Origin of the sequence: Corallococcus aberystwythensis (genome assembly GCF_003612165.1) — a bacterium.
GTDB lineage: Bacteria > Myxococcota > Myxococcia > Myxococcales > Myxococcaceae > Corallococcus > Corallococcus aberystwythensis.
In genome coordinates, this window is sequence record NZ_RAWK01000231.1 from 1 (window position 1) to 16123 (window position 16123).

Below are 16123 nucleotides of genomic sequence, written 5' to 3' on the forward strand. Positions count from 1 at the left end.
CAACGGCACGCACTTCTGCTTCCTCGCCACGTCCAGGGAAGCCGTGCAGGCCTTCTACCAGGCGGCGCTCAAGGCGGGCGCCACCGACGATGGCGCCCCCGGCCCGCGTCCCCTGTACGGCGCGCCCGCGAAGAAGGCGTCCGCGAGCCCGGCCCCCGTGGAGAGCCCGCGTGAGCGCGTGCTGGCCACGGCGCGGGCCCTGGTGGGGCAGTCCACGGTGCAGGTGAACGGCAAGCGCTACGCGGCGGACTGCACGGCGCTCATCGAGGCCACCTACGCCCAGGCGGGCGTGAAGTTCCGGGGCACGCTGAAGGCCGGGGACAACGGCGTCACCGCGATGTACCGCTACGCCCGGACGAACGGCCGCGTGTACACGGACGGACGTCCCGTGCCGGGTGACCTGGTGTTCTTCCGCGAGACGTACGACCAGAACCGCGACGGCCGGCGCAACGACGGCCTCACCCACGTGGGGCTGGTGGACGGCGTGGACGCGGACGGCACCGTCACCGTCATCCACCGCGTGAAGCGCGGCGTGGTGCGCTACCGGATGAACCTGGCGCGCCCCCACATGGCCCGCGATCCGAAGACGGGCGAGGTGCTCAACGACATGCTGCGAAGCCCCGGCCCCGGCCAGCCGCACGTGCTCACCGGCCAGCTCTTCGCCGCGTTCGGCAGCGTGCTGCCCTCGGGCCCGGCGAAGCCCATGGCCGTGGCGGCCCGGTAACAGGAAAGCCCGTCGATTCCATCCGTGCGCTTCCGGAACCAGCCGGAGCGCCGCGGGGAACCGACGGGCCTGCACTGCAAAGCGGGTTGAAGGTCAGGTCGGCGTGGAGGACGTGGAGGTCGGCACCCGTGCGGTGCGGTCCCACGCGGCGCGCTGCGAGTTGCGCAGGAAGCGCCAGAAGCCCACGGCGATGGCCATGTTCATGGTCACGAAGTAGTACGCGATGGACGTGGCCTTCTTCGCGGCGCCGCTCTTGAAGACGCCGGAGCGGCCCAGGTACGCCAGGGCGTAGAAGCCCAGCTGCGCGCCCAGGGTGACGCGGTAGAACAGGCTGTCGAGCAGGAACAGGTTGGCGAGGAGCGCCGCCGCCATCAGCGCGGGAGCGCACCAGCGCAGGAGCTTGTGCGACCAGAAGGCGAACGCGGGGAAGCCCGCGGTGGGCAGCAGCAGCCCGGGCACGAGGCGCAGGCTCTGGAAGTTGCCCGCCGCGATGCGCGCGCGCCGGCCGAACTCCTTGCCGTAGTCCTCCGTCGTCTCCTCGTGGGCGACGGCGGCCGCCTCGTAGACGACCTTGTAGCCGCTCTCCAGGATGCGCAGCGGAATCACGAAGTCATCCACGATGGTGGACGGAGGCAGCTGCGTGAAGAGCGAGCGCCGGATGGCGTACAGGCCGCCGTTGGCGCCCACCACCGCGCCGCGCTTGCCCTCGTACATCTTGATGAGGGACTCGTAGCTCCAGTACGCGCTCTCCTCGTAGTCCTGCTTCGTGGGGTTGTAGAGGCGCAGCTTGCCGCAGACAGCGCCGACCTCCGGATCCTCGAAGTGGCGGACGATCTTCCGGACCGCGTCCGGGTCGATCATCGTGTTCGCGTCCGACAGCAGCACGATGTCGCCGTGCGCGGACGGGATGCAGCGGTTGAGCACCGTCGTCTTGCCGGCGCGGGCCGCGGGCGACAGGCGCACGCGCGGGTCGGTGCACTTCTGCACGAGCCCGTCCGTGCCGTCCGTGGAGCCATCCGAACCGATGACGACCTCGAAGCGGTCCGCCGGGTAGTCCAGCGCCAGGCTGTTCTCCAGCTTCGACTCGATGCAGCTCGCCTCGTTGTAGGCGGCCACCACCAGACTCACCGACGGAAGCGGCCCGGCCTTGACGCCCGTCCCGGCTGCGTCACCCGAGCGAACCTTCCTCAGGTTCTGGAAGACCTGGGCCGCGCCCTCCAGGGCGAACAGGCTCAGAGGATAGAGAAAATAAGTGTGCACGAGCGCCAGCGCCGCGCACCAGAAGAAGACCTCCGCCATCGACCACCCTCCCAACCCCGAGTCCTCGACGCCCGCGAACAAAGCAAAGCGCATGCCTGAGCATTCAGAGGGACTTCAGGGCGAGGGAGCCACCAAGCCCCTGGGGAGGACTGGAGTTTCTCCAGGGTGAGATGGAGGTGATCCGGTCAACGCTTCAGGGCGTGCTCCCAGCGGCGGGGAGCTGGGCGAGCATGCGCTTCGCCAGTTCATGCCGGGGGTTGAACGCCAGCAGCTCGTTCAGCAGGTTCCGGGCCGCCTCCGGGTCGTTCTGGCGGAGCGCCAGCCGGGCCCCCAGGAAGTAGGGCCGCAGGAAGGTCCGGTCCTGGGCACGCAGCGCCCCCAGCTCCTGGGAGACGGTCTGGAGGGTGGCGTCGGGAGAGCCGGAGCTGAGCGCGAACTCGGCGCGGGCCACGACGCTCCAGGACGGCGTGAGCTCCGCCTGGCGCAGGCGTTCCGCGAGGCCCAGGGCGTTGGGGGCGCCCGTCACCGCGGCGTGGAGGGCCTGGGCCTTCAGGCGCGCGGCGACGGTGGCGGCGGGCTCCACGTCGGGAGCGGTCCGGAGCGCCTCCACCAGCGCGTCGAGCACCTTGCGCCGTTCGGCGATGACCTTGCTCAGCGGCTGCATTTCCTGTTCGACCGAGCGCAGGTCCGCGCGGATCGCGTTTTCGTGGGCCCTCCAGTTCGGGGCCGACTTCGCGGAGGAGACCTCATCGGCTTGCCGCTTGAGCTGATCCGCCTGGAGGCGCAGCCGGTCGAACTCCGCGTGCAGGTCCGCCAGCTCCAGGGTGTAGGCCACGGCCAGCTCGGCCTGGACCTCGGCGTACTTCGGGTGGGCCTTGGCCAGGGCGGAGAGGCTCTGGGTGGCCTGTTCGCGCGAAGGAGCGTCATCGAGCCGCAGGGCCGTCACGGCGGCTTCCTTCTGCGCCACGGCCTCCGCGGGCATGGCGGCGTTGCGGTCGCGGAAGACGGGATACGCCAGGTACCCGGCCAGGGCGATGCCCGCGATCACCGCGAGCACGATCAGCACCCGGCTCAACGAGGACGAGCCCCGGCTGCCGTCCTCGACGACCAGGGGGCCGGTGCGGGAGGAGGCGCCGAGCAGCTCCGGAGGCAGGTCCCCACCGGGCTTCCGGGGAGGAAGGGGGCGCTCCAGGCCGCTCCCGAGCAGCGACGCGCCAGGAGGCGGGGTCGCGGCCCTGGAGGGCTCGGTGCGAGCGAAGGGCGCGTCGTCGTCGGGAAGGGAGACGGTCGCGGTGGGCGCGGAGGTTGCCCACGGCGCGTCGCGATGGCCTTCCGGAACGAGCTTGGAGCGTGCGCCGCCAGGCACCGACCAGGGCGGATCCGCGGGGTCGCCCGAAGGCGAGATGTTCTCGAAGGACCTGGGGGTGGCACGGGGCGCCGAGGGCCCTGGCACCGCGCCAAACGCTTGCGTCGAACCGCCCGCTTCGACCGGGCCCGGCACCGCGCCGAACGCACGCGTTGAACCGCTGTTCGCTTCGGACGCAGGGGGGCCCTGCACCGCGCCAAACGCACGCGTGGAGTTCCCAGGCTCCGCGAGGCGGAACGACCCCGAGGACGACGCGGAGACCGCGCCGAACGCGCGCGTGGTCCCGCCAGGAGCAGCGCCCTGCCCTGCTCCCTGCTCCGGCGACGCCGCGGGAGAAGCCCCCACCGCCCCGAAGGCACGCGTCGCGCCCATCGCCGCCGGAGGCTGTGCACCGGACGTCACGGGCTCCACCGGGGGCCGGGACGGCGGCGCGACCGGAGCCACGGACGGAGGCGGAGGAATCACGCCGGACGAAGACAGCGGCCCCGAAGCGGGCGTCGGCTGCGGAACGAAGGAACCGGACGCCGTGGTCGAACCCGCGAACAGGTTCGTGGACTTCAGGTTGACGCCGCTCTCACCGCCGAAGATCTGCGTGGACGACGGCGCGCCCGTCCGGTCTCCCCCACCCGCGGGAGGAATCTTCGGCGCGGGGGCCATGACCCCGTTGGGCGAGGCCTTGAACACGTGGCCACACCGCGTGCACTGCACCGAAGCGCCGCCAGGCGGCAGGAGTCGGGCATCCAGCACGTACTGCATCGAGCATTGCGGGCAGGCGATCTGCACCGGCCGTGCTTACCACACGCCCCCATTGGCCGCCGCCGCGTCCAGCACGGTGGCTGCCCGGAGGGTCTCCAACTTGGCAGCGCCGACACCGGGCACCGCGTCCACGTCCTCCCAGCTCGTGAACCGGCCCTGCTCCTCGCGGGCGGACACCAGCCGTTTGGCCAGGTCGCGGCCCACACCGGGCAACAGGGCCAGCTCGGACTCGGAGGCCGCGTTGAGGTCCAGCTTGAGTCCCAGCGCGAGCGCCCGGGCCCCCGTCGGCACCGTCCCCGGCCCACACGTGGCCAGACCCGCCGGGTCCAACCGCACGGCCTCCGGCGGGCAGTCGAGCGAGGGCCGCGAATCCGGCCACCGCGCCCGGGCCATGAATCCCAGGGCGAGCAGCCCCAGGGACAGCGCCGCGAGCGCGGACGTGCGCCCGAACCGCCTCAGGCCTTCTGCCCCTTCAGCGCGTCCACTTCCGACACGGTGGGGTTGGCCGTCACGGGGGGCGGCGCGTCCAGCCCGAAGGCCGTGTGCAGCGCGCGCACCGCCAGCTCCGTGTACTTCGTGTGGATCACGCAGGAGGTCTTGATCTCCGACGTGGAGATGAGCTGGATGTTGATGCCCTCCTGGGAGAGCGTCTGGAACATCTTCGCCGCCACGCCCGAGTGGTTGCGCATGCCCACGCCGACGATGGACACCTTGGCGATGGCGTCATCGACCTCGATGCCCGTGGCGCCCACGTCCTGCGCGGCCTGCTTCACGACCTCGTGGGCCTTGGCGAAGTCGGACTTGGCGACGGTGAAGGTGACGTCGGTGCGCCCGTCGCGGGACGGGTTCTGCACGATGAGGTCCACCACGATGTGCTTCGCGTCGAGCGCTCCGAAGAGCTTCGCCGCGGTGCCCGGCTGATCCGGCACGCCCACCACGGTGATCTTCGCCTCGTTCCGGTCGTACGCGACCCCTCGAACCAGCACGTCCTCCATGGATGCGTCCTCCTCGCAGACGAGCGTGCCCGGATCCTCGGTGAAGGAAGACTTCACCCACAGGGGCACCTTGTACTTCATGGCGAATTCAACCGAGCGGATCTGCAACACCTTGGCGCCCAGGCTGGCCAGCTCCAGCATCTCCTCGTAGGTGATGCGGTCCAGCTTCTTCGCGGCCGGGCAGACATTGGGGTCGGTGGTGTAGACGCCGTCGACGTCCGTATAGATTTCACACGCGTCGGCCTTGAGCGCGGCGGCCAGCGCGACGCCCGTCGTGTCGGACCCGCCGCGGCCCAGCGTGGTGACGCTGCCCGTCTCGTCCACGCCCTGGAAGCCGGCGACGACGACGATCTGCCCCCGCTTCAAGGCGGCGCGGATGGGCTCCGCGTCGATGCTCTTGATGCGCGCCTTGGAGAAGGTGCTGTCGGTGACGATGCGCACCTGGTGGCCGAGGAAGCTCACGGCCTTCCCGCCCTGCGCCTGGATGGCCATGGCGACGAGCCCGATGGACACCTGTTCGCCCGTGGCGACGACGACGTCCTGTTCGCGCTCGTCGGGCCGGTCGGTGATCTGCGCCACGAGCTTGAGCAGGCGGTTGGTCTCACCGGACATGGCGGAGACGACGACCACGACGTCATGGCCGGCCTTCTGGGCGGCGAGGCAGCGGCGAGCGACGTTCTTCATGCGCTCGGTGTCACCCACCGAGGTACCGCCGTACTTCTGGACGATGAGTGCCACGGGGCTTGTGACCTCCCTGCACGGACGGGCGCACGCTATATGGGCGCCGGGGCCTGGGTGTAAAGGGCCTCCACCCACCGCGCCGCGAATCCGCTAGCGTTCGTGGGACAACGACTTCAAGCCGCATTTCCGGAGTAGCCCGAACATGTCCCGCCCCCGCCTCCTCATCGATGGTGACACCCTGAAGCTGGAGGAGATCCTCCAGGTCTCCCGCCACGAAGTCACGGTGGAGCTCGCCCCCGAAGCCGCGCAGCGGGTGCAGGCCTCCCGGGCGCTGGTGGACCGGGTGGCGGCCGGTGACACGCCGTCGTACGGCATCAACACGGGCTTCGGCACGCTGGCGGAGGTGCGGATCGACCGGAAGGACCTGCGCGACCTGCAGCGAAACCTCATCCTGTCGCACGCCTGTGGCGTGGGAAATCCCCTGCCCCTGCCGGAAGCGCGCGTCCTGCTGCTGCTCCGGTGCAACGTGCTGGCGAAGGGCTTCAGCGGCATCCGGATGGAGACGCTGGGGCTGGCCATCGACATGCTGAACCGGGACGTGGTGCCGGTGGTGCCCGAGCGGGGCAGCGTGGGCGCGTCCGGAGACCTGGCCCCGCTGGCGCACCTGGCGCTGGTGCTGATTGGCGAGGGCGAGGCGTTCTTCGAGGGCGTGCGGATGCCGTCGAAGCAGGCGCTGGAGAAGGCGGGCCTGAAGCCGGTGATTCTGGAGGCGAAGGAAGGCCTGACGCTGATCAACGGCACGCAGGCGATGTGCGCGGTGGGAACGCTGACGCAGCTGCGAGCGGAGCTGCTAGCGGACGTGGCGGACATCGCGGGAGCGATGACGGTGGAGGGCCTGCTGGGAAGCCACAAGCCATTCCTGCCGGAGATCCACGCGGTGCGTCCGCACGCGGGACAGAAGGCAGTGGCGGACCACCTGCGCCGGATCCTCAAGGGCAGCGAGCTGGTGGAGACGCACGTCAACTGCAGCAAGGTGCAGGACCCGTACAGCCTCCGGTGCATCCCGCAGGTGCACGGCTCCGCGCGAGAGGGATTGGCGTTCGCGCGTCGCATCCTGGAGGTGGAGGTGAACAGCGGAACGGACAACCCGCTGGTGTTCGCGGACACGGAGAGCATCATCTCCGGAGGCAACTTCCACGGTCAGCCCATCTCGCTGGCCATGGACGTGGTGGCCATGTCGCTGACGCAGCTGTCGAGCATCTCCGAGCGCCGCGTAGAACAGATGGTGAACCCGAGCCTGTCGGGCCTGCCCGCGTTCCTGGCGAAGAACTCCGGGTTGAACTCCGGGTTCATGATCGCCCAGGTGACGGCGGCAGCCCTGGTGGCCGAGTCGCGCATCCTGAGCCACCCGGCCTCCGTGGACTCCATCCCCTCCTCCGCGGGCCGAGAGGACCACGTGTCCATGGGCATGACTGCGGCGTTGAAGGGGCGTCAGGTTTCGGAGTTCGCGCGGTCGTGTCTGGCGATTGAGGTCCTGGTCGCGGCGCAGGCGCTGGACTTCCGACAGCCCGTGAAGCCCGGCAAGGGCGTCCTGGCGGCGTACGAACTGGTGCGCAGCAAGGTTCCGCACATGGACCGGGACCGCGAGCTGCATCACGACATAACGGCGGTCACGGCGCTGGTCGAGTCCGGAGCGCTCCGTGAGGTGGTGCGGTCGGCGACAATTTAGCAGACAAACACACGCCAACAGCCCATCCCAATAACCTCATTAGACTCCAAATTCACAGTGCCACTGCCACTCAAAACGCCACCAGGAACGATCCAGGCTTATTTTGCCAACTCCTTGACTGACGCCTGGAGACTAGCACTTCCAGCAATCATCATCGTTCCATACAACGATAGCTGGAACGACTTCCGCTACAGACTCCGCGCAAAGCTCATGCTTTTGACTAAACAGGACGATATCGAGCTTGAAGCCGATATGCGGCTCCTGTTTCAAGACATCGACGACACCACTTCTTTCCTAAACACACTTTTTAAACAACGCGGCTCCATAGTCCCAGTAGGTAAATCAGACCGCCTATTCTGCTCGATCCTCACCAAAGCCGACTCATACAAAGACTTAGTCTCCGCACTAACACTGAGCGAAGCAATCTTCGGACTATCCCAAATTGGTGATGCCGTAGTGCTTCAAGCCAAAGGCGAGTCGGATTCTCGGCTCGAGTTGAGCCGTTCAAGACCCTTTCACCTTGGCGCGCTTCGCCAACGCTCAGCATATTTTTCATGGAGGCGAGCAAAGCGCCACCTACGCTCAGTGTCGTCGCCCTCCATCGACGACGCAGCCCAGAACTTCTCAATCAAAGCGCATCTTCCTGGACTAACGGCCGCCCACGAAGTCGACTTCAACTTCCAAAACGACGAACTATTGCGCGGCCGAATCTCTGTCCTGATAGGCAAAAACGGAACTGGAAAAACCCAACTCCTCTTGGCGCTAATAAGAGCCACACTCCAACAGCCCAGCGAAAACCTCATCCCCGGCGCGCTTACCAAAGCCCAAATAACGCCGGACATTACATTCAACAGCCTTCTAGTCTTCTCGTCAGTATCATCCGACCGCTACCCAGAAGCCATCCCTCCTTGGCAGGGCGGAATTGATTACAATTATTTCTCATTGGTCGATCGCAACAAGCCGCCACAAGATCAACTGGAAGATCCACTGACCGCATCGCTCATTGACATCATACGAAATGACGAAACCTTCGAAGCTCCAGACGACTCGGGCCGCAAAATAACGCGAGTCAAGCTACTTCAGGATGCTCTGGCCGCTTTCACCAAACCGGCAGAAATCCACATCCCACTAAAGCAACCCACGCCGGGCACAATCAGAAGCACGACCGTTTCCGGCAAAAAATACGCATCACTCAGCGCATTAAGCGGAGAGCAACGAATCCTTGAAACCATCCAACATGTCGACTGGACATGTCCACCAGTCATAATCAAGGACGGAACCCCTAGGCACCTAAGCAGCGGCCAAACAGCGCTGCTGCGCTTTGCACTACAAGCCATTGGAGCAATCCAACAAGGCAGCCTCATTCTAATGGATGAGCCTGAAACCCACTTACATCCCAACTTCATCTCAGTCCTTGTCGACATACTACACACAATCCTTGAGGCAACCGGCTCATGTGCGATCATAGCAACGCACTCGGCCTACATCGTCCGCGAAGTTCCGCGTAGCCGAGTTCGCATTATCAATATTAAAGACGACTCTCCTGAAACAACCCAGCCACGACTCCAAACCTTCGGTTCAAGCATAGATTCAATTTCCCAATTCGTCTTCGGAGACTCGGAAATCAGACATCTTCACGAAAAGCTGCTCGAAAAATGGCTATCCCACGAGCCAACTATTGAAGCGATACTGGAGAAGCACGGAAAGACTCTCAACCCGGAAAGCCTCTCATACATTCACAGCATCATGAAGAACAACCAATGAGATCGCTCTCCCCTCCGACGCACGACAACATAAAGACGATCAAGGACATCTGCAGCAATACGCCTGGATGGCATGCGCATGAGGCGACCTGGCTTCAAGCCGCATCAAGCTATCAAGCAGCCAAAGGAGATCCTTGGCTCGTCAATCCATCCGCCTTCCAAAGCGATATTTCCTCCGAACTCAAAGATCTGTACTCCAGCCGGCGCAAAGGCGGATACATCAAGCGAATACGAGAGAGTTCGCCTGATGGTAACTGTCCTCTTTGTGGTTCGCTTGGCGCAGGAACCGTCGATCACTATCTTCCTAAAGATGAATTTCCAGAGTTTTCAATCTTCTCTTTAAACCTTGTTCCGGCGTGCACATTTTGCAACTCAGCCGAGAAAGGTAAGATTTTCCGCGGGGATTCGGCCCCAGCCAGGATTATCCACCCATACTTCGACACGCTTGCAAACAACCCTATTTTAACGGTTGCGTTCGAGCAGCCATTCGAAGCTGCAATCATCCGCGCCAAGCCGGTACCCACTCTTTCAGGAAGCGACTTGGCGATCGTTAAATTTCACATCGAAACGCTTTTGGGCGCTGCTTTTCAGGATTTCGTCCGAAATCTTTGGACAAAGTTACCGCTAACAACGCTTGCGTCTTTGAGCAAATCAACAAAAGGGGTTACGACTCTCGATACGTTGTCGCATGTCAACGCGCAGCTTCAGTACAACCAAATCACCTATGGGGCCAACAGTTGGCCAGCAGCCTTCTATAGAGGTATTCCCACTGACCATGAAGCCATCGAATATATTACTCAAAAGGCCTCGTCTCGACTCTTGGAAAAATAAGCACCAATACCATTTGAGGTGATCTGGATGTCATTTGCGCGACGCACGGAGTTGATTAACGCCTTCTAACGCCGCTGCGTGTCTCTGATGGCTCCGCCATCGACGCGCACCCCAGAAGAGGAATATCGCCAACCCGAGTGCAAACTAGTCCTGGGCCGCCCGAGGCAACAACGAGCCCACAATGAGTGGACCGACAATACGCCTAGCAACAGTTTTCCCGGCTTCAACGTGCTCATCAATGGCAAGCACTACGACGGCTTGGTGCTGTCCCGTCGAACATTGTGGGAAGTCAAGACGGATGACTTCGAGAAGCACTCGCCCCGCTCCAGAAAGTTCTTCGTCTCCGTGAAGCTGCCCGAACAGCAACGCGAGGCCAAGCTCGCCAGAGAGTGTGGCTACGACTTTGTCATTGGAGTGCGCAGCAAAGCGCACCTGACTGCATTGAAGATCGCAGACCCTTCTCTCCACGTTGTCATCATGGATTGGTGCTGAATGCCTTCCACCCCCATCGAGATGGCAGTTATTGTCTACGCACCAGCATCGCAGGGCAACGACGGTCGCGCACTCACCATCGTCCACGGACTGGAGCGAGCACTTCCAGGGCTGCACCTGAAATGGACCTCTTCCGAGAAGGAAGATCTCATCCCGCTAGCCAGCCGCGACGAGTGGGTTGTTGCCAACGGCCTGAACGGCAGCCTCCCATTCCTGTGCAATGACGATGACAACAACCTCGTCACCATCTCAGGCTGGGAGAACCCGAACGGGCTTGCATTGGAGGGCCCACCGCATTTCGAAGTTCACGCTGATTTCCGGATGGAAACCTTCAGCCACAGCGACGCAGCGAATGCGTTGGAAGCCATCGCAGACGGTGCGCGGGCACTCTGGGGCCATGCCACGCCGTTCAAGGCAGCGGTCGAAATCGCTGAGCAGACAGCTCCGGCATTGGCCGGGCCTCCTTCCCCTCCAAAAGGACTACCAGTTCTCAACTGCTCTTGGGACATTTCATCGCCTGAAATTCCACACCGACTTGGATGGCTGAACTACTGGTCGGCTACTTCTGCGCGGGCGCTTGGATTCCCGGACCCTTCGCGCGACGCTGACCTGCTCTCGCGAGCACGACGCACGGCAACGAATGGATGGCTCGTGCGACTCACGGACGAGCCACTCGATCTCGACAAGCCAGCACACCTGGACACGCTTTTGAAAGCGTACGAGCGCTTCCCGAAGATTGGTGGGCGCTGAGGATTCAGCCACCGTCGCGTAGGCATCAGGGCAGGTTCCTTGAGCCGCCTCGCACCAGGAGGGAACGCCGATTTCACGCAATCGGCGGCGTCTCCCGACGTACGCAGAATTCGATCGATCGTAGGCAGGCCCATTCATCGAGGCACCGCATGTCCGTGAACCACTTCAAGCTGACCTGCCTGGGACTGTTTGTCGGCCTCTGCGTCTCAAGTCCTGCGCATGCGGACGACCGGCTCCAGAAGCAGGTCCATCGGTTCGTCGCGGACGCGCACTTCAATGGCGTCGTCCTGACCGGTAAAGATGAGCGTGCGGAGTACGTGGAGGCTTTCGGAGTCGCGGACGCTGATTCGAAGAGGCCGCTTCAGCGGAACAGCCGCTTCTTCGTGGGCTCCGTGAGCAAATGGCTCACGACCATCGTCGTTCTGCGGCTGGTGGATAAAGGGAAGCTGGCGCTCGACGAGCCCATCCTCACCTATCTCCCAGAGTACCGCGCGGACACAGGGAAGCAGCTCACTCTGCGCCATCTGCTCAGCCACGGCAGCGGCCTGCCCAATGGGCTCATGGACGCGTTCAAGAAGGACCCCAGCATCGAGAGCGAGACGCGTCCCCAGGCTGAAGCTGTGACGCGTTATGCGAGCGGCGACCTGGTGTTCACGCCGGGCACTCGCTTTGACTACAACATCACCAACTGGATTCTCGTGCAGGCCATCCTGGAGCGAGTCTCCGGTCAGTCCTATGCAGAGCTCGCCCAGCGCCTTGTTCTCAAGCCCCTGCGCATGGCGGACAGTGGCATCGCGGCAGCAGAAGCCGGGAACGTTCCGAACCTTGCCTTGGGGTACCGCTCCCTGGAACCGAAGGTCGAACGTCGCGTCTACACGCTTCCGAACTACCTGTTGACTGGCGGCGGCTTCTACAGCACCGCCGAGGACATGCTGCGACTGAATCACGGCGTGCTCTCGGGAAAGCTCCTGTCGCCTGCGTCCAGAAAGGCGCTGTTGAACGTCGAGCGTCCCGAGTCCGCCTACGCCCTGGGCGGCCGTGTCCGGACCTACGAGACCAAGGGAAAGTCAGCTCAGACCGTCGCAACAAACGACGGGACGAGCGGCGCCTATCGCACCGTGTCCTGGCGTGTGCTCGATGACGGCCGCACCGTCATCATCCTGAGCAACCTGCGGCCGGATGACTCGAAGATGTTCGCCTTGACGGAGTCGCTTCTGGGACTTCAAAGCGCGCGGAAGGAGAACTGAACGTGAACCTTCGACGATGGGGCCTGCTGCTTCTGCTGGGGTGGACGCAGCTGGCCTGGGGCGCGCCCGACAAGGTAGATGCGTTCCTGCGCACGGAGATGGCGCGCAATCACATCCCTGGCGCCGCGGTTGCGGTGGTCCGGGATGGCAAGGTCATCAAGCTCGCGGCCTATGGCACCGCGAACCTGGAATGGAACGCGTCGGCCAGCACTCGCACGGCATTCCAGATTGCCTCCGGGACCAAGATGTTCACGGCGGTGCTGCTGATGGACTTCGTGGGTCAGGGCAAGCTCAAGCTCGATGACCGCGTCTGCCAGTTCATCGCTGACTGTCCTCCTGCGTGGAAGGACATCACCGTTCGTCAGCTCGCGAGCCACACGTCCGGCATGAAGCCCGGACCGGTGAATTCCGACGTCTCCAGCGTCGCGGTGGCCGTCGAGGCGGCGAAGAAGGTCCCGCTCGCGTCGGCACCGGGTGAGAAGGCCGCTTATGGATCGGACGACTTCGTGCTCCTCACCCACATCCTGGAGAAGGTGGGTGGTGCGTCCTACCCGCAACTCCTGAGTGACCGCATCTTCATGCCCCTGGGGATGACGAACAGCGGCTTCGACCAGGCCACTCTCACCGAGGAGGACATTGTCCTGACCAGTGACGTGGTTCCTGAACGGTCAGCGACCTATCAGTGGCGCGCGGACCACCAGCAGCAATATTGGTTCGTGTACCCGCAGTACACGCTGGCGGCCGGTGGCCTGTTCTCCACCGTGACGGACATGTCGAAGTTCGCGGCCGCGCTGATGAGTGACAAGCTCTTGAAGTCAGAACTACGCACCGCCATGTGGACACCGCCCACGCTCAACAGCGGCAAGCCCAGCAGCTTCGCGGTGGGCTGGACCGTGGGCAGCTACCGCGGACGGGCCGAGGTGGGCCACAGCGGCGGCCCGGCGCTCTCCGACACGGTCTACTACCCGGACGACAAGCTGGCCGTGGTCGTGCTGACGAACCAGCGGAAGCTGGTCCCCAACCTCGCGCACGGCGTGGCGAACTTCTACCTGCCGCCCCCGACGTTCCTGAACGCTCCCGGCATCACCGATGCCACTCCTGAGCGCACGCAGGCTCTGAAACAGCTCCTGCCGACGCTGATTGAGGGCAAGGCAGAAGCGCGTCATTTCTCGGGGTCCGCGAAGGATGCGCTCTCGGACCTGAATGAGTGGCTTCCCATACAGCTTGGCGGAATGCCCCGGCTGAGCCGACTGGTCCTCCTGGAGGACTCGGCGGATCACCTGTCACGGACCTACCGCGCCGTGTATGGCAAGGACATGACCCTACGCTGGAAGATCACATTCGATTCAATGGGGTTGATCGCGGACCTGGATGTCGCGGACGAGTGACTCTCGCCCCTCGTGGAGTTCAAGCTCAGCAGGGTGCTCCGGGCACGAGGAGGGACTCAAGGCGCTGACCGGCCTCCGATCTCCGGGAAGCGCGCATAGGCCCGCAGGAGCGCGTCCAGGTGGGCGGGATTGTCGAGATCGAGCGGCGCGTCCGTGAGCTGCACGACCCACCCGCCCGTCACCGTGCGCCGCGCCCGTGTCAGCAGGTCTGCGTCCTGAGCCGGATCAGGGAATCCGATGGCGCGTGCGGCAGCGGCCGACCAATAGTTCAGCCACCCCAGCCGATGCGGAATCTCAGGAGACCGGATGTGCGCTGCAAGCTTGAGCACTGGCAGGCCCCGTGGGGGAACTCCTGGCTTGCGCACCGGATCCCTCGTCTGCCGCGAGATCTCAACGGCCGCATTGGACGGCGTCGCGTGCCCCCAGAAACCGCGAGCGCCTTCCCCTAGGGCCCCCAGCACACCCGGCGCCTCCGCGATGCTGGCTGTGTCCAGGTGCAGCGACCCATGGACTTCCAAGTGCGGCGGACTTCCTGCTGCAAGCCCGTTCGGGTTCTCCCATCCGGTAATCGTCACAGGGCGGTTTCTGTCATCGTTGCAAAGAAACGGGAACCCCTTGTCTGTTCTGTCCGCGGCAAGCCATCCGTCTCGGTGAGGCACTGCGACGAACTCTTCTTTTTCAGAGAGCGTCCACTCCAGCCGCAGACCAGGAAGCGCTCCTTCCATCCCATGAACGATGGCGAGAGGTCGCTTGTCGTCATCCACGAGCGCGGGTGCATAGACGATGATGCCGAGTTCATCTGGAAAGACCGCCATGTCAGCACCAGTCCATAACGACGATGTCGAGGTTGGGATCCAGTCGCTCAAGAGCAGCCTTGTGCGCGGCACTCCGAACACCCACGACGAAAATATAACCGCAGGCCTCCGCGAGCCTTTTCTCGCGTTGAATCTCCGGCAATTTCATTTTGACAAAGAACGCCTGGGAATGTGGCGAGTGCTTGTCGAAGTCATCCGTCTTGATCTCCCACAGGGTGCGCGTGGCAAGCACCAGTGCGTCGAAGGACTTGCCGTTGACGAGCACGTTCAGGCCGGGAAAGTTGTTACCCGGAATCTTGTTGGCGCACTCGTTGTGCGGATCGTTTCCTCCACGGGGCGGTCCTGGTATCGGCCTGCACTCCGGGCAGCGCTCTTGCTCCCGTGGCTCGGTCGGCACCGGAGGGAACCAATCCTGGCCTGATGGCTCCGGCTTGGACTTTCGACTCGCGGAGTGTTCCTGAGAGGTGGGCTTCATTTGTGGCGCGCGCTCAGCCACCTCCGAACTGCTCCCTTTCAGCTTGGCTGCATCCAGCGCTTCCTTGATGGCGATTCCCACCACCACAACGCCAACGACGATCACCGCGCCCACAACGATTTCCGGCGCCGCCAAGACACAGAAGCCGATGCCCATGGCAGCCGCTCCCGTTGAGGCGACTGCGCATCTTCCACCGGGATCCTTGAACCGGATCCGGTCGTGGTCGAGCGCATGAAAGCACTGCTCCACAAGCACGGGCCATGGCTGGGCGGCCTCTCGAACGACGCACCGCCCCTCATCGCTCCAGGGCAGCGTCGCCGCTCTCTGGAGGTTGGCGACCCGTGAGCGCTGGGGCACTGGCCTTGTCGGACTCGGCGTCGACGATGCGCACGCCACGAGGAAGAGCAGAAGTGCGACACAAGCGTTGAAACGCATGACTACGTCCTCTCGATCGAGCCCGAGGATCGACGAGGTATGGACCTTTCGCACGGTGTACGGCAAGGACCCGCTCCTACGTCGGCAGGCACGTTCGATCCGGCGGGGTTGATCGCGGAGCTGGACGTGGCGGACGAGTGACTCTCCGGGGACGCCGGGTAGGCCGTCCCACCGCCCGTCCGCCTGCCTCCCCTGCACTCAAATCGCCAGGAAAGACGGGAAGTTGAGGGGCCAGCCGAGCGCGTGGTACGAACTCCCGTTCAGTCTCCCCCTCTCAATTTCAAAGTGCCTGGAGCCGGCTTCCATGAGCGAGCGCAATGACGTCACGCGGCCTTCGTCCTCCGCATCGGTGCCTCCCCCCGGAGCCCCCGAACCGACGGGCGCGGCGCAGGCACTTGCCCAGAACGTGACCACCC

General features: G+C 64.3%; 14 protein-coding genes. 8 read left to right on the forward strand and 6 right to left on the reverse strand.

From position 1 onward, the window contains the following. Positions 1–724 (forward strand): CHAP domain-containing protein (locus tag D7W81_RS30665; RefSeq protein WP_244227540.1); only part of this gene is annotated, 724 nt, incomplete at its 5' end. Between the two features lie 93 nt (positions 725–817). Here the strand turns inward: D7W81_RS30665 and D7W81_RS30670 are convergent. From D7W81_RS30670 to D7W81_RS30685, 4 genes are all read right to left on the reverse strand, one after another. After that, on the reverse strand, positions 818–2023 hold the full coding sequence (locus tag D7W81_RS30670; RefSeq protein WP_120558952.1) for a glycosyltransferase family 2 protein: 1206 nt from the start codon (positions 2021–2023) through the stop codon (positions 818–820). Positions 2024–2177: 154 nt separating this feature from the next. Next, positions 2178–4133 (reverse strand): zinc-ribbon domain-containing protein, encoded by a 1956-nt coding sequence (locus tag D7W81_RS30675; protein ID WP_147445673.1) that lies wholly within the window; start codon positions 4131–4133, stop codon positions 2178–2180. 9 nt (positions 4134–4142) lie between these two features. Further along, positions 4143–4499, reverse strand: coding sequence for a ComEA family DNA-binding protein (locus tag D7W81_RS30680; protein ID WP_120558954.1), 357 nt, complete (start codon positions 4497–4499; stop codon positions 4143–4145). 62 nt (positions 4500–4561) lie between these two features. Continuing rightward, on the reverse strand, positions 4562–5839 hold the full coding sequence (locus tag D7W81_RS30685) for an aspartate kinase (RefSeq protein ID WP_120558955.1): 1278 nt from the start codon (positions 5837–5839) through the stop codon (positions 4562–4564). A gap of 145 nt (positions 5840–5984) precedes the next feature. Here D7W81_RS30685 and hutH point away from each other — a divergent pair, with 145 nt between their 5' ends. The 7 genes from hutH (at position 5985) to D7W81_RS30715 (ending at position 13982) form a co-directional block, all read left to right on the forward strand. Next, positions 5985–7511 carry a histidine ammonia-lyase gene (hutH, locus tag D7W81_RS30690; RefSeq protein ID WP_120558956.1) on the forward strand — a complete coding sequence of 509 codons (1527 nt, stop codon included), beginning with the start codon at positions 5985–5987 and terminating at the stop codon, positions 7509–7511. A 57-nt stretch (positions 7512–7568) separates the two neighbouring features. Then, positions 7569–9275: an AAA family ATPase gene (locus D7W81_RS30695; RefSeq protein WP_147445674.1), complete on the forward strand. Its 1707-nt coding sequence runs from the start codon at positions 7569–7571 to the stop codon at positions 9273–9275. After that, positions 9272–10105, forward strand: coding sequence for an HNH endonuclease (locus tag D7W81_RS42100; RefSeq protein ID WP_147445675.1), 834 nt, complete (start codon positions 9272–9274; stop codon positions 10103–10105). Before D7W81_RS30695 ends, D7W81_RS42100 begins: the two co-directional genes overlap by 4 nt. 87 nt (positions 10106–10192) lie before the next feature. Continuing rightward, on the forward strand, positions 10193–10597 hold the full coding sequence (locus tag D7W81_RS30700) for a DUF6310 domain-containing protein (protein WP_244227541.1): 405 nt from the start codon (positions 10193–10195) through the stop codon (positions 10595–10597). Further along, the gene (locus tag D7W81_RS30705; RefSeq protein ID WP_120558962.1) at positions 10598–11347 is read left to right on the forward strand and encodes a DUF5953 family protein; all 750 of its coding nucleotides are present in this window, start codon (positions 10598–10600) and stop codon (positions 11345–11347) included. Between the two features lie 149 nt (positions 11348–11496). Then, complete coding sequence (locus D7W81_RS30710) at positions 11497–12594, forward strand: serine hydrolase domain-containing protein (protein ID WP_158621728.1); 1098 nt, start codon at positions 11497–11499, stop codon at positions 12592–12594. Positions 12595–12596: 2 nt separating this feature from the next. Next, a complete protein-coding gene (locus D7W81_RS30715) occupies positions 12597–13982 on the forward strand; it encodes a serine hydrolase domain-containing protein (protein WP_120558960.1) in 1386 nt (461 codons plus the stop codon). A 56-nt stretch (positions 13983–14038) separates the two neighbouring features. Here the strand turns inward: D7W81_RS30715 and D7W81_RS30720 are convergent, their stop codons facing one another. Together D7W81_RS30720 and D7W81_RS30725 are read right to left on the reverse strand one after the other, a co-directional pair. Further along, positions 14039–14797, reverse strand: a complete 759-nt coding sequence (locus D7W81_RS30720) for a DUF5953 family protein (RefSeq protein WP_120558961.1) — start codon at positions 14795–14797, stop codon at positions 14039–14041. Position 14798: 1 nt separating this feature from the next. Continuing rightward, positions 14799–15428, reverse strand: a complete 630-nt coding sequence (locus tag D7W81_RS30725) for a DUF6310 domain-containing protein (RefSeq protein ID WP_306440921.1) — start codon at positions 15426–15428, stop codon at positions 14799–14801. Positions 15429–16123 lie beyond the last annotated feature (695 nt).

Bases quoted from the DNA above. Each gene is read 5' to 3' on its own strand.
- D7W81_RS30670 (WP_120558952.1), bottom strand. From the start codon at position 2,023: ATGGCGGAGGTCTTCTTCTGGTGCGCGGCGCTGGCGCTCGTGCACACT.
- D7W81_RS30680 (WP_120558954.1), bottom strand. From the start codon at position 4,499: ATGGCCCGGGCGCGGTGGCCGGATTCGCGGCCCTCGCTCGACTGCCCG.
- hutH (WP_120558956.1), top strand. From the start codon at position 5,985: ATGTCCCGCCCCCGCCTCCTCATCGATGGTGACACCCTGAAGCTGGAG.
- D7W81_RS42100 (WP_147445675.1), top strand. From the start codon at position 9,272: ATGAGATCGCTCTCCCCTCCGACGCACGACAACATAAAGACGATCAAG.
- D7W81_RS30700 (WP_244227541.1), top strand. From the start codon at position 10,193: ATGGCTCCGCCATCGACGCGCACCCCAGAAGAGGAATATCGCCAACCC.
- D7W81_RS30705 (WP_120558962.1), top strand. From the start codon at position 10,598: ATGCCTTCCACCCCCATCGAGATGGCAGTTATTGTCTACGCACCAGCA.
- D7W81_RS30710 (WP_158621728.1), top strand. From the start codon at position 11,497: ATGTCCGTGAACCACTTCAAGCTGACCTGCCTGGGACTGTTTGTCGGC.
- D7W81_RS30720 (WP_120558961.1), bottom strand. From the start codon at position 14,797: ATGGCGGTCTTTCCAGATGAACTCGGCATCATCGTCTATGCACCCGCG.
- D7W81_RS30725 (WP_306440921.1), bottom strand. From the start codon at position 15,428: ATGGGCATCGGCTTCTGTGTCTTGGCGGCGCCGGAAATCGTTGTGGGC.